We start from the raw sequence: 17,408 nt of genomic DNA on the forward strand, positions 1-17,408 counted from the left end.
CATCCTGCCAGACTCTACGATGCTAGAGTCCGATCATGCGATGGCTACGACGTACGCCCCGCCCGGTCCTCCCGGTATCTGCCGCAGCGTTCGACGACGCGGCACGAGTGGCGGGGTTCGTGCTCGATCACGCTCAACGACAGGCGGTCTCGCGGATCTGCGACACCGCTGGACGGGGCGTGTACCTGTGGGGCCCGGTCGGCCGCGGCAAGACCTGGCTCGTGTCCACGTATTTCGCGGCACTGCCCACCGAACACAAGCGACGCGTGCACTTCCACGAGTTCTTCCGCGAACTGCACACCGAGATCCGTCGACACCGCAACGATCTGGATGCAGCCCTCGCTGCCATGCTCGACGGTGTCGAAGTGCTGTGCTTCGACGAGTTCCACGTCCACGACATCGCCGACGCGAAGTTCGTCGAACGACTCCTCCCGACATTGTCGGCCAGGCAGGTCACCCTCGTCGTCACGTCGAACTATCCCCCGCACCGACTGCTGCCGAACCCACTGTTCCACGACACCTTCACGCCGACGATCGAGCTGATCGAGCAGTCGCTGGAGGTCGTCGTGGTCGACGGGCCGCGCGACTATCGCACCGGCTCGGATCACGCCGCCGGGTTCTCGGCCGGACACTGGGTCGTCCCAGCAGACGCGGAGCAACTCGCACTGCTCGGGCTCGGGCGTCCCGATCCGACCGAACGGCGAACGATGTCACCGTGCGGGCACCCGATCGTCGCACTGCGCGCGGAACCGGACTACCTGTGGCTCGACTTCGCGGATGTGTGCGAGCACACGACGGCACCGTCCGACTACCTGGCACTCGCCGCACTGTTCGACCGATGGGTGATCAGTGGGATCCCGGACCTGGCGCACACGGGACACGAAGCGGCACAAAGGTTCGCGAACCTCGTCGACGTGTTGTACGACAGGGACGTTCAGGCCACCTTCCTCGCCCGCCGCTCCCTCGATTCGCTCACGACCACGGGACAGCTTCCTGTCGACATCGATCGGATCCTGAGCCGGCTCGGACAGTTGCGGACACTGCCCTCTGAAGCAGTTCCGGCCGCCGCCGGTGCGAAAGCACCTGCGGCGGCCGGAACAACGACCGAATCCGTCAGCTGGGAGTAGCAGCCGCCTCGGTGTCGGCCGTGACCTCGCGCACCGGCGCACCCTTGCGCGGATTGACGAAGAACAGCACGACGGCGAAGCCCAGCATCAGCACGGCCGCGGGCAGCATCGCCGACTGCGCCATCGCGGTCGCGAAGGGTTCGCGGACCGCCTCGGGCAGCTGGCCTCCCATGAAGTGGCCCTCCCCTGCCGAGGCACCGCCGCTGACACCGACCGAGGACAGCTCGGCGGTGATCCGCGATGTCATCAGGGCGCCCATCGCGGCGCTACCGAGCACGGCGCCGACCTGACGGGTGGTGTTGTAGACACCCGAGCCGGCCCCGACGTGCGCCATGGGCAGGTTCCGGGTCGCGGTCGCGGAGACCGGCGCCCAGATGAACGCGTTGGAGGCGCCGATGACGGCCATCGGCAGCAGGATCTGCCAGATGGGGGTGGTCGGGGTCAGTCGCGTCGCCAGCCAGGCGGTGGCGAGGGCGAAGACGAGGAAGCCCGGTCCCGCGATGAACCGCGGGTGCGCCCGGTCGACGAGCTTCCCGACGAACGGGGCGAGGATGCCGGTGACGATCGCCATCGGCGCCATCAGCAGGGCCGACTGGGTCGGCGACAGGCCGGTGACGGACTGCGCGTAGTACATGAACGGGAGCATGACCGCGGTGATGGAGAAGCCCATCGCCATGATGCCGAGGTTGGCGACCGAGAAGTTGCGGTCGCGGAACAGTCCGAGCGGAACGAGCGGTTCGTTGCGGTTGACCTTCTGCCACCACACGAACGCGATCATGAACACGACGCCGACGCCGATCAGCACCCAGGTGCGGGCGTCCCAGTCGTACGAGTTGCCTTCCTGCAGACCGAAGACGATGCAGAACAAACCGATCGCGCTGAGTGCCACACCGACGAGGTCGAACTTGTGGTTGCTGGTGGGCAGCACCGGAACCAGTCGCCACGCGAGGACGAACGCGACGACGCCGACCGGGACGTTGACGATGAAGATCCACTCCCAGCCGAGGTTGTCGACGAGGACGCCACCGAGGATCGGACCGACCAGGGTCGCGACGCCCGCCACCGAACCCCACAGGCCCATCGCGGCGCCGCGCTTGTCCGGCGGGAAGATCCGGGTGATGACGGCCATCGTCTGCGGCGTCATCATGGCCGCACCGAGACCCTGGAAGACGCGGGCGACGATCAGCATCTCGATGCCGCCGGCCAGGCCGCACCACAGCGACGCGAGCGTGAACACGACCAGACCGATGAGGTACATGTTCTTGGGGCCGAACCGGTCGCCGAGCCGCCCGGTGACCAGCAGTGGGACCGCGTAGGCGAGCAGGTAGGCGCTCGTCACCCAGATCACCGCGTTGACGTCGGCGCCCAGTTCCGCGGTGATGACCGGGTTGGCGACGGCGACGATGGTGCTGTCGACCAGGATCATGAAGAAGCCCAGGCAGAGGGCCCACAGGGCCGGCCAGGGCTTGACGTCGGTTTTCATTGGTTGCCCTTCTGATGTGCAAGCCGTGCGGATTCGAGATGTTCGTCCGTGACCCAGGGAATCTCGCCGCGGCCGACGCGGTCCACGAAGTTTCGCAGCCAGTCGAGTTCGGCCTGCGTCATCGCGCGGGTGTAGGAGAACGGGATGGTGAACAGTTCCGGGACGTCGCGAGCGAACTCCGCCAGGTCGTCGAGTGCGGCGAGTTCGGCGACGAGTGCCTCGATGCGCCGGTCGAGCAACGCGAGCGCGTCGACGGATTCCAGATTGTGCAGTTCGGCGAGGCCGAGAGTGAACGTCGGGTACTCGGGTGCCGGAGCGGCGACGGTGTCCGAGACCCACTGTCGCACCGCGGCGCGCCCTGCGTGGGTGATCTCGTAGGTGGTCCGCTCGGGGCGGTTGCCCTGGCGGCCGGTGCCCAGCACGGCCACCAGTCCGTCGCGTTCGAGGCGTTCGACGGCGTGGTAGAGCGAGCCCGGCCGGACCTTGACGATCCGTTCCTTCCGGCGGGTGACGAGGAGTTGGTACATCTCGTACGGGTGCATCGGCCGTTCGAACAGGAGCGCGAGGACGGACACCCCGAGAGGTGTGACCGATCGCGGCAACATTCCCGTCACCCCACTTCCGCGTCGAATATTCCGCGTGGAATATACGACCGGGCGAACCCGCGGGGCAATCCTCACCGGGGGCCTGTGACCGGGAACACCGCACCCACCGGGGTCAGCTGAACGTCGCCGGATCCGGGCCGAGACGGCCGTCCGGGGAGTCCAGGGAACCGATCGCGAACATGTCCTCGGCGGTGAGTTCGAAGCCGAAGACATCGAAGTTGCTCGCGATCCGCTCGGGCGTCACCGACTTGGGGATCACGACATTGCCCAGCTGGAGGTGCCAGCGCAGGATCACCTGTGCGGGCGTGCGTCCGTGCGCGTCGGCGATCGCGCCGATGGTGGGATCCCCGATCGTGGTCCCCTGCCCGAGCGGACTCCACGCCTCGGTGACGATGCCCATGTCGGCGTGAACCGAGCGCAGTCGGGCCTGCCCGAAGCCCGGGTGCAACTCGATCTGGTTGAGGACCGGCGCCTCCCCCAGCGCCTCGACCAGGCGTTCCAGGTTCTCGGCGGTGAAATTGGAGACCCCGATCGACCGCACCCGGCCGTCGGCCTTCAGCTGCTGGAAAGCCTTGTACGTGTCGACGTACCGCCCCTTCGCCGGGGCCGGCCAATGGATCAGATACAGGTCGAGGTAGTCGAGCCCCAGCCGCGCGAGGCTGTCGTCGAACGCCCGCAGCGTCGAGTCGTAGCCCTGGTCGTCGTTCCACAGTTTGGTGGTGACGAACAGGTCCTCACGGGCGATACCGGAGTCGGCGAGCGCCCGCCCGGTACCGGTCTCGTTGTCGTAGATGCGGGCGGTGTCGATGCTGCGGTAGCCGACGCGCAGCGCCTCACCGACGGCGTCGTACGCCTGATCGTCGGGCACCTGGAACACCCCGAAGCCCAGTTGCGGAATCGTGTTGCCGTCGTTCAGTTCGACGGCCGGTACGGAACTGATGGAGGTCATGTTCGGGCAACCACCGCGGCGCCTCCACATGTTCCCGGGCGTCTCAGGAAGTGGACACCCGGGAACATGTGGTCGCCGCGTCGTCGACTACTCCTGCTTCAGCGCCAGGGCCCGCAGCCGCTCGACGGCCTCCGGCCCCACGTTCGCGAGCCGAGCACCCGGTTCGTACCCGACGGCGATGAGCCGGCCGGTGAACGGGAAGGCGCCGTGGGTGAGGTGGTTGTCCCACGACACCGGGGAGCGCCGGTCGATCCCGACGTCGATCCCTTGGAAGAGCGCCTGCCCTGCCATCGAGGAGACCCGCGACAGTTCCCCGACCCGCCGCCCACCGACCTCGAGGCCCACCGTCAGCGTGGACGCATCGTGGGCAACGACGTCGAGCACGAACTCCTGACGGCCGGGCGTGAGATCCGGGTGCCGGATCTCGTCCACGGTTCCGTACGCGTTGTGGACGTAGCGCAGTCCGTCGTCGTCGAGGTACAGGCCGTACCCGCTGTACTGTCCGCCGTGCGCGACCAGCGTCCCGCGGTCACCGATCGCGAGATCGACGTCGACCGTGATGCGGTACGACCGCAACGCCACCAACTGGGCCGAGCGATAACGTTCGAGCGTCGGCGTACCGGGGAGTATGCGCACCGGCTGCGACATCGCCGACTCACGGGCCGGCCGGAGCGCGCGTTTGAGACCACTGCCCTCGTCGAGCGGGAACACCTGGTTCTCCCAGGCAGCCCGTTCCCACCGTTTCGACAACTCGGCGACCCTGTCCGGATGCGCGTCGGCCAGATCCGTCGTCTCGGTCGGATCGGATCGGAGGTCGTACAGTTCGTATTCGTTGTCGTCGAACGGATCTCCCGTGACGTGGCGACTGACGATCTCCCACCCGTCCTCGTAGTAGCCGCGGTGCCCGAACATCTCGTAGTGCTGTCCGCCACGATCGTGCGGAGCGTCACCCGAGGCCATCGTCCCGGCAAAGCTGCTGCCGTCCAACGGTTTCAACGGGACACCCTGCCGATGCTCGACGTCCCGGATTCCGGCCAGCTCGAGCAGGGTCGGGTAGAGGTCCACGGCGTGGACGTACTGCCGACGGATCTGTCCACCGCACTCGGAGACCCGGCGGGGCCACGACAGGACCGTCGGGACGGTGTGACCTCCGGCGTGCGTGTTCACCTTGTAGAGGCGGAACGGCGTGTTCGACGCCATCGCCCATCCCCGCGGGTAGTGCGGCATCGACCTGGCCGTCCCGACGAGGTCGATCGTCTCGAGATCACGCGCGAAGCCGTCGGCGCGGCCGCCCTTGTCGTGAAAGCGGCGCAGGGCATCGAAGTACTGCATCGTCCCGTCCTCCTCGCCCTCACGCGAAGCGCCGTTGTCCGACGTGAACAGGACGATGGTGTTGTCCCACTCGCCGAGGTCCTCGAACACCGCACGCACCCGGCCCAGGCTCTGGTCGACACTGTCGACCATCGCGGCGTAGACCTCCATGTAGCGGGCGAACACCGCCTGCCGGTCCGCGTCGAGACCGTCCCACGGCGGCACCGAATCCCCGGCCTCGGCGTTGCGCGGCGACAGGGCGGTGCCGGGTCGGACGATGCCCAACTCCTGCTGGCGACGGAATCGGTTCTCTCGCAAATCGTCCCAGCCGCCGGAGTACGCTCCACGGTGCCGGTCGATGTCCTCCGGTTTGGCATGCAGCGGTGCGTGGACGGCGCCGTGCGCAAAGTAGAGGAAGACCGGCTTGGCGGGGTCGGCGGCCTTCACCGACTTCACCATCCGAACAGCCTCGTCGGTGATGTCGTCGGTGAAGTAGTAGCCGGGCGGGTAGCTGTCCGGCGAGACCTGTTCGTTGCCACGCAGGACGGCCGGCGGGTTGTGCAGATCCGTCATGCCGCCCAGGAAGCCGTAGAACCGTTCGAATCCGCGCTGCAGCGGCCACGAGTCCATGGATGCCGCGTCGTGGTCGTCGTTGTCCTTGCACAGGTGCCACTTCCCGACCGCCATCGTGGCGTAGCCGGCACCCCGCAACGTCTCCGCGACCGTCGGCACGTCGTCCGCCAACTCCATTGCCAGCGATGGGAAACCCGGATCCGCATGGGCGACATACCCCACGCCGGCGGCGTGCGCGTTCCGCCCGGTCATGAGGGCGGCCCGCGTGGGCGAACACATGGGGGTGACATGGAAGTTGGTGTACCGCAGACCCTCGTCGGCCAGACGGTCGATGTTCGGTGTCGGGATCTCCGAACCGAAGCACCCGACGTCGGAGTATCCGAGGTCGTCGCACAGGATCACGACGATGTTCGGCGCTCCCTGCGCAGACGGCCGCGGCGGCCAGTGGGACTCGGAATCGGCGATGGTCCTGCCGACTCGGCCACGGAAGTCGTTGTAGGCGCGACGCTCCGGCGGGAGATCGAGTGGCACACCGCGTTCGTCGAACTCTGTCTCAGTCATGAACGAGAACCCTTTCGCTACTTCGCCATGCCAACGTGGCGGAGGTCGAAGATGCCGAGGTTCACCCAGGGCATGCCCTCGGTGCCGGTCACCCTCGACGTCGATACGGTCGCGTTGGTCTGGTTGCAGATCGGGACGAACATCGCCTCCTGCAGCGTCAGATCCCAGATCTGGCGGTACAGCGGCGCCCTCTCCTCCTGCGTCAGAAGCGGGTTCGCGGCCTTCGCAGCCAGTTCCTGGATCTGCACGTTGCCGTCGGCCAGGTCGTACGCGCCGGTCACGAAGTAGTTGACGGTCTCGGCCGGATCGCCCTTCGGGCTGAAACTGTTGGCGACCGACGCCTGGAAGTCACCCGCCATGTAGCGCGGTTCGGCCTGCGCGATCGGCACCGGATTGAGTTCGGCGTCGATCCCGGCCGCCGACAGCGCCGATTGGATGACGTTGGCCGGCTTCTCCGTGTTGGTCCCCGCCGAGAACGTCAACTCGACCTCGATGCCGCCGGATTGCTGCACAAGGCTTTTCGCGGCGTCCAGGTCGAACTGGTACGGGTACGTGTATCCCTCGTCCGAGGACCAGTCGCCGGCCGGATGCAACTGCCGGGTGGGCTTGCAGGTGCCGGAGAAGAGCGCGCTGATCGCCGCCGGATCGATCGCGTGTGCCACGGCCTGCCTGGCTACGGGATCGGCCAGATCACCCCGGGAACGCATGTAGAGACCCAGGACGTTGCGGAACTGGACCTCCGTCACGGCGAGGGCTCCGGTGGTGGAGAGCGACTGCGCCTCGACGACCTCGTTGGCCGAACTCACCCAGGCCAGGTCGAGCGCACCGGTCTTCAGCCCGTTCAGCCGGGTGCTCGCATCCGAGATCGACTTGAACTCGATGCCGGCGAGCTTGCCGGCCTCGGGATCCCAGTTCGTGCCCTCCGCCCGGGCGAGAGTGACCGATTCCTCGGGCACGTAGGCGGTCACGACGTAGGCACCCGATCCGGCCTGGCCGGGGTTGCTCCGCAGATCCGCACCCGAGGCGATCGCGCGGGGGCTCACCATCATTCCGACGTTGGAGCTGAACACGCTCGGCAGTTCCACGCCCGTACCGGGCGCGAGGTGCAGGCGCACCGTGTGCTCGTCGACGGCGTCGACGGTCGTGACGCCTTTCAGCGCCGCGACGACGGTGCTTCCTTCCATCGTCTTCCCGCGCTGAATGTTCGCGGCGACCGCGGCAGCGTCGAACGCGGCACCGTCGTGGAAGGTGACGCCCTGTCGCAACTTCAGTTCCAGATACGAGCCGTCGGGTGCGAACTCCCACGATTCGGCCAGTCCCGGCTCCAGCTTGCCGTCGCCATCGACGACGACGAGGCGATCGAAGATCGGGGTGAGATACGCCCACCCACCGACGTTCGGCTGGAGGTACGGGTCGAGGTTGCGGGTGGGGGCCGCCGACGCGACGCGCAGGACCGCGTCCGGGTCCGTCGGCCCGGACGCGCCCTGGGCGGCCGGTGTGGTCCCGCCGCCGCATGCGGCGGTGAGGAGCAGGCCCGCGGCGGCCGCCGCCGCCAGGGCCGTTCTGCCGATCCTTCTGGTCATCTGTCGCACTCCTGATCGAGAGGTGAAGGGTGAGGCGTCGTCAGTGCGACGCGAGGAAGGACTGCTTCTTCTGCGCGAACGCCGGGATCACGCGATCGTCCCCGAATGCGAAGTGCACCCGGTGGATCCGGCCCGGGAACGTGCTGACGGAGCCGGCGGCGTACTCCGGGCTGACCGAGGTCCCGCGTTCGGCCCCGACGGTGAGCATCTCGTCGATCGAGAAGTTGAACTTCAACGTCCGCGCGAGCGCGCCGGCCCCCACGGGCACGCCGTCGACGAGCATCCGGATCTGCGCACCGGCACCCAACTCGCCTCCCGCATAGCGTGACTCGATGACGAGTGTGTGCCGTCCGGGGGTGAGCGCCTCCGTTCCCCGCACGTAGGTCCGTTCCACGTCGGCGTAGTTGTAGCAGTAGGTGAGCACACCCTGCTTCACGTACACGGACCAGCCACCGAACTGACCGCCCTGAGCGATCAGGACGCCGTCCGCGGCCTCGGGGACGTCCACGTCCAGCGTCAGGGTGAACGACACGTTCTTCACGTCGGGGGCGACGTCCTCGGGCAGCGGGCCGATGTCCGGCGGCAGGTCGATCTCGGTCCGGCCTTCCAGCGGGGTGCGCCGACCCGCGATCGCGGCGACGAAACGCTCGTTCAGCCGATCGTCGAGGGGGAACACCTGATGTCTGCGGGCCTCCCGCTCGAAGATCTCCTGCAGTTCGGCGAGCTTCTCCGGGTACTCGGCCGCCAGGTCGCGCGTCTGCGTCCAGTCGCCGGTGGTGTCGTACAACTCCCACACGTCGTCCTCGAACGCCGGCAGCGTCACGCCGCGCCTCCACGGGACCTTGTGCACCGTGACCGCCGTCCAACCATCATGGTAGACACCGCGATTGCCGAACATCTCGAAGTACTGCGTCGTGTGCCGGTCGGGGGCGTCGGGGGCACCGAACGAGTACAGCATCGACACTCCCTCGATGGGATCCTGCGCCACACCGTCGACCGAATCGGGTGCCGGGATACCGGCCGCCTCGAGAATGGTCGGCACGACGTCGATGCAGTGATGCCACTGGTGGCGCACCTCGCCGGACGCCGCGACCGCGGCCGGCCAGTGCACGATCATCCCGTTCCGGGTGCCACCGTAATGGGACGCCACCTGCTTCGCCCACCGGTAGGGCGTGTTGGTGGCCAGGGCCCAGCCGGCCGGGTAGTGGGCGTAGCTGTCGGGTCCACCGATGTCGTCGAGACGGGCGTGGATTCGATCGACGTCGTCGGTCAGGTGGTTGATGTGCAGCACCTGGTTCAGCGTCCCGTACAACCCGCCCTCGGCGGACGCACCATTGTCCCCCAGCACGTAGAAGATCAGGGTGTTGTCCAGTTGGCCCAGCTCCTCCACAGCATCGATGAACCGGCCTGTCTGAGCGTCACAGTGTTCCGCCATTCCGGCGTAGGTCTCCATCAGACGCTCGGCGACGACCTTCTGAACCGGGGTGAGGTCCTCCCACAGTGGGACGCCCTCCCCCCAGTCGGCGAGTTCGGCGTCGTCGGGGACCAGTCCCAGCTCCTTCTGCCGAGCGAGGATCGTGTGCCGTTCGGCGTTCCATCCCTCCGAGAACCGGCCCGCGTACCTCTCCCGCCAGCCTGGTGGGACCTGCAGCGGGTCGTGGCACGCGCCGTAGCTGAGGAGACAGAACCAGGGCTTGTCCTCGTCGACCATGTCCAGGGTGCGGACCCACCGGATGGCTTGATCCGCGAGATCCTCCGAAAGGTGGTATCCCTCTTCCGGTGTCCGGGGCGGCTCGATCCGAGTGGTGCCGTCGATCAGGTTCGGGTAGTACTGGTTGGTCTCGGCGCCGATGAAGCCGTAGAAGCGGTCGAAACCCTCCCTGGTCGGCCACCGGTCGAACGGACCCGACTCGGCCAGCTCGATGGGCGGTGTCTGATGCATTTTCCCGAATGCGCCTGTGGCATAACCGTTGTACTGAAGAATCTGCGCGATCGTCGCCATCGACCGCGGCCGGAGGGAGTTGTAGCCCGGTGCATTGGTGGCCAGGTCCGGCAGAGCACCCATACCGACGCTGTGATGATTGCGGCCGGTGAGCAGCGCTGCCCGGGTCGGACCGCACAGTGCGGTGGTGTGGAACCGCGAGTACTTCAGCCCACCGTCCGCGAGCCTCTCCGCCGTCGGCATCCGGCACGGACCGCCGTACGCGGACGAGGCGCCGAAGCCGACGTCGTCGAGGAGCACGACGAGGACATTGGGCGCCTGCCCCGGCGGACTCGGCTGCGCCGCACGCGGAAACGGGCGCTGCTGCTCGCGGTAGTCCCGCGCCGACTCCGGATACTCGGTGGCAGGAGCGGCCGGCAACGTACGTCTGGTCATGCTCTCTCCTCGCGACACGGACACACTCGCTTTCGAGACGTGGATCGGGTGGTTCCGAGACCGTGACACCGCGCCGACGACGAGAGAAGACCGGCTTCCCACCCAGCGGGAGGGGCGCTGCGCGTGGCCCTGCGCCGCACCCCGTCCGGGAGCTGTCCCGCTGGCCGCCACAGTGCGCGTGCACGGCCGCCGCTCGCGTCCGATCCTCACCGAAGCACAGCCGAGCATGAGGAGAGGCGCTGATGACTGACAATTCGTCACCCGAGTACCGAGTAATCGAAGGCGGCAGTAATCCGACCCGATTCGCCCGTGGATGGCACTGCCTCGGGTTGTCACGGGACTTCCGTGACGGAAAGCCGCACCAGGTGAGCGTTTTCGGCACGCAACTGGTCGTCTTCGCAGCGGAGGACGGGGAGTTCGGTGTCCTCGACGCCTACTGCCGGCACATGGGCGGCAACCTCGCCCTGGGAACGATCAAGGGCGACACCGTTGCATGCCCGTTCCACGACTGGCGATGGGGACGGAACGGTCGCTGCACCGACATCCCCTACGCGCGCCGCGTTCCCCCGGTGGCACGGACCCGCGCCTGGCACACGCTCGAGCGCAACGGCCAATTGTTCGTGTGGCACGATCCCGAAGGCCGGGAACCGGACGCGGACATCCCGACCATCCCCGAGACGGACTCCCCCGAGTGGACCGACTGGACCTGGGAGTCGATCCTGATCGAGGGAGCGCACTGCCGGGAACTGATCGACAACAACGTCGACATGGCGCACTTCTTCTACGTCCACAATTCCTATCCGACGTACTTCAAGAACGTGTTCGAGGGTGACGCGGCAACGCAGATCATGGAGAACCGTCCCCGACCGGATCGCAACGCGGGAGTCCACTTCGGACAGTCCGATTCCAAGGTGCACTCGGAGGCAACGTATTTCGGCCCCTCGTACATGATCGACAGGCTGACCAGCTCGTCCTCGATGCGCACCGTCGAGACGATTCTGATCAACTGCCACTACCCCGTCACACCGGACTCCTTCGTTCTTCAGTACGGAGTCATGGTCAAACGGCCCGACGGGATGTCGGCGGAACAGGCCGATGCGATGGCCGCGCAGTTCGTGTCGGGCGTCGAGAGTGGCTTCCTCGAAGACGTCAAGATCTGGAAGAACAAGACCCGGATCGACAATCCACTCCTCACGGAGGAGGACGGACCGGTCTATCAACTCCGACGCTGGTACAGCCAGTTCTACGTCGACCGCGCCGACGTCACCGCCGACATGACCAGCCGGTTCGAGAACGAGGTCGACACCACCCGCGCCCGCGCCAACTGGGAGCGGGAAGTCACCGGAGCCGCCGCAGAATGGAAGGTGGCTCCATGAAACGGGGAGTCGCACTGAATGAAACGAACGAGCGTGCCGCCGAGCGCTCGCCGTGGTTCTACATCAGGATCATCGGTTCGCTGATTCTGTTGTCCGAGGTGTTCGCCTACGAGTTCAACATGGTCAGCCCCGGACTCCCGGAGATCGCCCAGGAATTTTCCACCAAGGATCCGGGGCTGACGATGACCGTCGTCTTTCTCGCGTCAGCCGTCATCGTGCCGCTCCTCGCGAAGCTCGGCGACCTGTACGGCAAGAAGCGGATCATCCTGATCGGTTCGACCGTCTTCGCCGTCGGCACGGTCATGAGCGCCATGGCCACGAGCTATCCGCTCTTCCTCGCAGGACGAGTGCTGATGGCGTTCGGCCTGGTCGGCCCCGTCGTCACCTACGGACTCGTCCGTGACCTCTTCCCGCCACGGCTGGTCCCGATCGCGATCGGCGGCCTGGGTGTCGGCTTCGGCGCCTCGGCGGTCAGTGGTCCGATGATCGGCGGCTGGCTGATCGACAACCACGGTTTCCGCAGCGTGTTCTGGTTCCTGCTCGCCTACGTGATCGTCATGGGTGCACTCGTCGCGTTCGTCGTGCCGGAGAGCCCGAACCGGACTCGTCAGGCGCTCGACATTCGGGGAGCCGCCCTGCTCGGTGCCGGCGCCGGCGCGCTCGTACTCGCCAGCTCGGTCGCGAGTGTCCGGATTCCCGCCGTCATCGCCGGCATCGCGCTGCTCGCCCTGTTCGTGTGGGCACAGAAACGCACCGCGGAGCCGCTGATCTCGGTGTCTCTGCTGGCGAGCCCGAAGCTGTCGGCGAGCCTGCTCGTCTCCGCATTGATCAGCTTCATCCTCGGCGCCAACGCCGTGCTGATGCCGCAGATGCTCCGCACCCCGACCGTTCCCGGAGTGGTGGACGGAATGGGGCTCACTGCTTGGGAGTTCGCGCTCTACATGGGTCTGCCGATGGGCGTGACGGCGGCAGTGTGCGGCTTCCTCGCCGGGTGGTTCGCACGACGGTTCGGTCCTCGTCTGGGAATGCTGATCTCGGCGTTCGGCTGGACGGGCGGCATGGCGATCGTGGCGATGGACTGGGTGGAGTCGGAGATCCACGCCGTCGTGATCGGCATGCTGCTCGGTGTCGGTCAGGGCTTCTACATCGCCTCGTCGGCGAACATGATCATCGAGGCGGTACCGGCGAGCCAGCAGGGCATCAGCGCCTCCATGAAGTACACGCTCGACATGATCTTCAGTGCGCTCGCGGCGGCAGTCAGCGGTGCCATTCTTGCCGCGCACGTCGCCACGGTGATCGAGGCGAAGAACGTCACGATCTTCGGCATGGACGGCTACCAGTCTGCGTACATGGTCCTGGCGGTCACCGGCGTCGTCACCATCGTCGCCACCCTCCTGATGCGGCACGGCCGCACCCCGGCCACCGGTGGAGTCGCTGCCGACGCGGTCGCGGCCACCCACTAGACCGACCACACCCGACTCGGTGGTGCGGCCCGCAGTGCGGGCCGCACCACCGAGTCGTCACACCCAGTCCCCCGCGTGTACGGAGCCGAGGAGCTTGATCATCATGGCGTCGGGGACACGCTTGGTCGACGAGATCGAGCGCTGCGGTTCGCCGCCACCCTCGTTCGACATGCCGGCGACAACGCGCCGCGTGGCTTCGGTCAGCATCGGCCCGAGCCGGTCGAGGGCGTTCGGGCGGATACGGCCGGTGAGAGTCAATGCCGAATGGGTACCGTCGCTGTTCCGAAAAGCCTTCGCAGCTCCGCTGATTCCGACGAAGGCCTCTTCTCTCGCATGCCCGATGCCTCCCCGGCGCCGAGTTCGGTGCAGTTCGAGATGCAGTTCGGTCCTGGTCGGAATCGTCCACGCCGTGCGCTTGACGAGGGTCGCCGGAAGCAGCCTGTCGACGATCTCGGGTTCGTGCGACGCGAGTATGGCCTTACCGGCAGCAGTGGCGTGCAAGGGAAGCCGGGCACCGACGCGAGTCGGCACCGACGCAGCACCGCTCCCACCGATCTTGTCGAGCACGACCACGTGAGCTCCGTCCTCGACGCACAGATGCGCCACCAGCCCGGTCTCGTCGGCCAGTGCCTGCAGCAACGGGGCAGCGGCGACGCGAAGTCGGAAGCGGTCCGTCGGTTCTCGCGCCGAGAGGATGCCGCCACCGAGCATGTATCCGTCCTGAACCCGGCGCAGCCAGCCGAACCGGATCATCTCGTCGATGATGCGATGCGTCGTCGAGCGCGGAAGCCCCGACGCGCTGGCGATGTCGCCACCGTTGAGGCAGGACTGCGGCGTCTCGAACGCCCTGACGATCATGGTCATCCGCTCGATCATCGACGTGCGGCGATCTTGTCGATCCCCGGCGACTTCGGTGGTGCCGACCATTGATGCGCCTCGAGAACTGGTCGTGGGTGATGCGGTGTGCAGAACGATCTCCTCCCCGGTTGTGGAGAGGAACGATAGAGAGATCCGGCACGTGACACCCGCCACATTCCACCCAGTGAGAACGCGACGACAGATCGGTGAGGAGGTCAGAGGAAGACCAGTTCCTCCTCGATGTCCCTGCCCATTTCGCTCCGGCCGAACACCGCCAGCATGGGTTCGAGATCGTTGACCCGATGCGAGCAACCCACATGGACGTCCCGCCACGCACGCTGCACCGGCGAATCCGTCGACAGGCAGGCGCGCCCCCCGAGGCGCACCAGTCGCTCGACCACGGTGAGGGCCAGTTCGCCGGCGAGTACCTGATCCCGCCGAGCCCGAGCCTGCAGTTCGACAGGTGTGTCGCGGGTGGTCGCCGCGATCACCTCGAGTTCCCGCGTGTTCCGGTCGAGGAGCATGACGGCCTGGTCGATCTCGGCGGCACAACGCCCCACTGCCGCGGCGACACGTTCTTGCCCCGAACCCGTTCCTGCCGTGAGGGTGTCGGTCGGCGCGTCCTGCAGTTGCGCTATCAGTGCCGCGTAGGCCGCCTCCGCCGCACCGATCAGCGGTACCGTCAGCGCCGTCGAGAACAGCGACGCGAGCGAATGCCGGTACAACGAACTGCGCGACAGGCTTCCCCGGCGACTGGCGCGCACATTCCGTCGGCTCGTGCGATACACCCGATATGCCGGCACCGGGACATCGGTCATCCGGACGTCCGCGTTCGCGGCAGCGCGGAGTCCGACACACTCGGTGGCGTCCGTCATCTCCACGTCCGCACGGGGGACGAGTGCCAGTCCGTGTTCGACCGGGTCGCCTGCCTGGTTCAGGATCAGCGCTCCGACGAACACCCAGTCGCTCTCCGCGAGACCGGAGACGAACCGCCACTGGCCGGACAGTCGATAGCCGTCTCCGTGCGGACACAGTTGTCCGGTGTGCTGATAGGACGAGGCGACGAGACTGTCGGGGCCGGAGTTCCACACGTCGCTCTGTGCCCGCTCGTCGAACAGTCCCACCTGCCAGGAATTGACCATGAGCGTGGCGGCGACCCAGCCGGTCGATGTGCATGCACGCGAAACGATTCGGACCACGTCGAATGCCTCGCTCGGCGTCGATTCGAGGCCCCCGAACCCGGCCGGAGTCATCATCCGGAAGACGCCGATCTCGACGAGCGCGGCGATGGCCTCGGGCCGCAGCCGTCCGGTCCGGTCCGTCTGCCGGGCTCCGTCGGCGATCTCCCCGGCGGCGTCTCGAACGTGGTTCAACAGCGACGCTGACATCGTCGGCTCCTCATCGGCGAACGAACATTTGGATGAATCGGCAACCCACCGGCACGCCGTGACTCCACATCTCACCCCAGAGGCCGACCGGCGTCCAGATTCGCCCTCCCGCTGGCTGAGAACGACCGTGTCCGCGACGATCGCGGCGCTGGTTGAGTCGACCGCTGTAGGCAAGAACGAGAGAAGAGGTGGGAAGTGAATCGGCTTTCGGACAGGACGATCGTCGTCACCGGCGCGGCGAGCGGGATCGGCCGGGCCTGTGCGGTGCGCAGCGCCGAGGCCGGTGCGGCGGTCGTGGTTGCCGACCGGGACATGGGTGGGGCGCTCGAGGTGGCGTCCGCGATCTCGTCCGCAGGCGGGCAGGCACAGGCGTTCGAAGTCGACGTCACCGACACGGTGCGCTGCGAGGAGATGGCGGACTTCGCCGTCGAGTCGTTCGGCGGCCTCGACGGCCTGATCGCCGCGGCGGGGATCAGCGCAGCATCCCAGCCCGGAGATCCCCTCGACCACGACGGACTCGGAGCAGGGCTCTCCTGGTCGACCGAGGTGTGGCATCGCGTCCTCGACATCAACCTCGACGGGCTCATGTACTGCAACCGTGCGGTGGCCCGGCACATGATCGCCTCGGGCAGCGGCGGATCCATCGTCAACATCGCATCCATCTCCTCGGCCTGGACCAGCGGCAACGCCACGGCCTACTCCGTGTCGAAGTCCGGCGCATGGATGTTGACCAAGGCGCTGTCGATCGAACTGGCCGAGTACGGAATTCGGGTCAACGCCGTCGGCCCCGGGTTCACGGAGACCCCGATGACGGCGACGACGCGCGCCGACGACTCCGCGTCGAAGAGCATCCTCGAGCGCACACCGCTCGGCCGGTTCGGCCGCCCGGAGGAAATCGCCGACAGCGCAGTCTTTCTCAGCAGTGGCGAGGCCTCCTTCGTCACCGGCACGATTCTGTACGTCGACGGCGGATTCAACGCCTACGCCCGCTGACGATCACGCCGATCACCCGTCCCGGGCCGCCGTCCGCGCCGTTGCGCTGCCGTCACCGTTGGGCCTATCTTCGATCCAGGTGGTCTGATCTCCGGAAAGGGGCAGGCAATGAACCTCGGATACCGGCTGGCGTATCGGCTCGGCTTCACACCCTGGGAGAACGCCGGCCGCAGCGTCTTCAGCCGGCAACTGGACCACCTCCTGGGCAGCGTTCGGCCACCCACCGAATCGGGCGCGGCAACGGCCCTCGACCTCGGCTGTGGCACCGGTGACCACGCGATCGAGCTGGCGATCCGCGGCTGGTCGGTCACCGCGGTGGACTCGGTCCCACTCGCGATCGAGCGAGCGCGCGCGAAACTGCCCATCGCCGGCGCCGACGTGACGTTCGTGCTGGGCGACGTCACGAACCTGCCCGCGTACGTCGATCACGGGTACACCCTCGCCCTCGACGTCGGATGCTTCCACGGCCTCACCGACGCGCAGCGCACCGCGTACGGCAACGGCCTGACCGCGGTCACCACACCCGGTGCGCAGCTGCTGATGTTCGCGTTCTCACCCGGCCACCGCGGCCCGCTGCCCCGGGGCGCGGCGCGGGCCGATGTCGAGCGGGCCCTCGGCGGCTGGACCGTCGTCGGGGACGAACCCATGGACGCCTCGAGCGCGCCGGGCATCCTCGCGAAGGCCGAACCCAGATTCTTCCGCCTGGTCCGCAACTGACGAAGCGGCCCACCACATCGTCGATGTGGTGGGCCGCTCCGAAG

At 67.3% G+C, this 17,408-nt stretch carries 13 protein-coding genes; 5 read left to right on the plus strand and 8 right to left on the minus strand.

Going from position 1 to position 17,408, the window contains the following annotated elements:
* The first annotated feature begins 35 nt into the window (after positions 1 to 35).
* On the plus strand, positions 36 to 1,127 hold the full coding sequence (gene zapE / locus IJ15_RS0113160) for a cell division protein ZapE (RefSeq protein WP_081880720.1): 1,092 nt from the start codon (positions 36 to 38) through the stop codon (positions 1,125 to 1,127).
* On the opposite strand, the gene IJ15_RS0113165 is transcribed toward zapE, so the two are convergent.
* The 6 genes from IJ15_RS0113165 to IJ15_RS0113190 all read right to left on the minus strand — a co-directional run bounded on the left by IJ15_RS0113165 (position 1,114) and on the right by IJ15_RS0113190 (position 10,569).
* On the minus strand, positions 1,114 to 2,610 hold the full coding sequence (locus IJ15_RS0113165; protein ID WP_031938807.1) for a DHA2 family efflux MFS transporter permease subunit: 1,497 nt from the start codon (positions 2,608 to 2,610) through the stop codon (positions 1,114 to 1,116). The two genes, zapE and IJ15_RS0113165, sit on opposite strands and share 14 nt — an antisense overlap.
* On the minus strand, positions 2,607 to 3,215 hold the full coding sequence (locus IJ15_RS0113170) for a PadR family transcriptional regulator (RefSeq protein WP_031938808.1): 609 nt from the start codon (positions 3,213 to 3,215) through the stop codon (positions 2,607 to 2,609). Before IJ15_RS0113170 ends, IJ15_RS0113165 begins: the two co-directional genes overlap by 4 nt.
* A gap of 112 nt (positions 3,216 to 3,327) precedes the next feature.
* Positions 3,328 to 4,164 (minus strand): aldo/keto reductase, encoded by an 837-nt coding sequence (locus tag IJ15_RS0113175; protein WP_031938809.1) that lies wholly within the window; start codon positions 4,162 to 4,164, stop codon positions 3,328 to 3,330.
* 87 nt (positions 4,165 to 4,251) lie between these two features.
* On the minus strand, positions 4,252 to 6,609 hold the full coding sequence (locus IJ15_RS0113180) for an arylsulfatase (protein ID WP_081880721.1): 2,358 nt from the start codon (positions 6,607 to 6,609) through the stop codon (positions 4,252 to 4,254).
* 17 nt (positions 6,610 to 6,626) lie between these two features.
* Positions 6,627 to 8,192: an ABC transporter substrate-binding protein gene (locus IJ15_RS0113185; RefSeq protein WP_031938811.1), complete on the minus strand. Its 1,566-nt coding sequence runs from the start codon at positions 8,190 to 8,192 to the stop codon at positions 6,627 to 6,629.
* Between the two features lie 40 nt (positions 8,193 to 8,232).
* Positions 8,233 to 10,569 carry a sulfatase-like hydrolase/transferase gene (locus IJ15_RS0113190; protein ID WP_031938812.1) on the minus strand — a complete coding sequence of 779 codons (2,337 nt, stop codon included), beginning with the start codon at positions 10,567 to 10,569 and terminating at the stop codon, positions 8,233 to 8,235.
* Between the two features lie 242 nt (positions 10,570 to 10,811).
* Between IJ15_RS0113190 and IJ15_RS0113195 the strand changes: the two genes are divergently transcribed.
* Together IJ15_RS0113195 and IJ15_RS0113200 are read left to right on the plus strand one after the other, a co-directional pair.
* Positions 10,812 to 11,945: a Rieske 2Fe-2S domain-containing protein gene (locus IJ15_RS0113195; RefSeq protein WP_031938813.1), complete on the plus strand. Its 1,134-nt coding sequence runs from the start codon at positions 10,812 to 10,814 to the stop codon at positions 11,943 to 11,945.
* Entirely contained in the window at positions 11,942 to 13,408 is a 1,467-nt protein-coding gene (locus IJ15_RS0113200; protein WP_031938814.1) for an MFS transporter, read from the plus strand. The genes IJ15_RS0113195 and IJ15_RS0113200 overlap by 4 nt, the downstream gene beginning before the upstream one ends.
* 57 nt (positions 13,409 to 13,465) lie before the next feature.
* Here IJ15_RS0113200 and IJ15_RS0113205 read toward each other — a convergent pair whose 3' ends face one another.
* Both IJ15_RS0113205 and IJ15_RS0113210 read right to left on the minus strand, forming a co-directional pair.
* Positions 13,466 to 14,335 carry an IclR family transcriptional regulator gene (locus IJ15_RS0113205; protein ID WP_051918842.1) on the minus strand — a complete coding sequence of 290 codons (870 nt, stop codon included), beginning with the start codon at positions 14,333 to 14,335 and terminating at the stop codon, positions 13,466 to 13,468.
* A 146-nt stretch (positions 14,336 to 14,481) separates the two neighbouring features.
* Positions 14,482 to 15,654 carry an acyl-CoA dehydrogenase family protein gene (locus tag IJ15_RS0113210; protein WP_031938816.1) on the minus strand — a complete coding sequence of 391 codons (1,173 nt, stop codon included), beginning with the start codon at positions 15,652 to 15,654 and terminating at the stop codon, positions 14,482 to 14,484.
* Between the two features lie 195 nt (positions 15,655 to 15,849).
* Between IJ15_RS0113210 and IJ15_RS0113215 the strand changes: the two genes are divergently transcribed.
* Together IJ15_RS0113215 and IJ15_RS0113220 are read left to right on the plus strand one after the other, a co-directional pair.
* On the plus strand, positions 15,850 to 16,647 hold the full coding sequence (locus tag IJ15_RS0113215; RefSeq protein ID WP_031938817.1) for an SDR family NAD(P)-dependent oxidoreductase: 798 nt from the start codon (positions 15,850 to 15,852) through the stop codon (positions 16,645 to 16,647).
* A gap of 108 nt (positions 16,648 to 16,755) precedes the next feature.
* Positions 16,756 to 17,364: a class I SAM-dependent methyltransferase gene (locus IJ15_RS0113220; protein WP_031938818.1), complete on the plus strand. Its 609-nt coding sequence runs from the start codon at positions 16,756 to 16,758 to the stop codon at positions 17,362 to 17,364.
* Positions 17,365 to 17,408 lie beyond the last annotated feature (44 nt).

It is taken from the genome of Prescottella defluvii (assembly GCF_000738775.1).
GTDB classification, from domain to species: Bacteria; Actinomycetota; Actinomycetes; order Mycobacteriales; family Mycobacteriaceae; genus Prescottella; species Prescottella defluvii.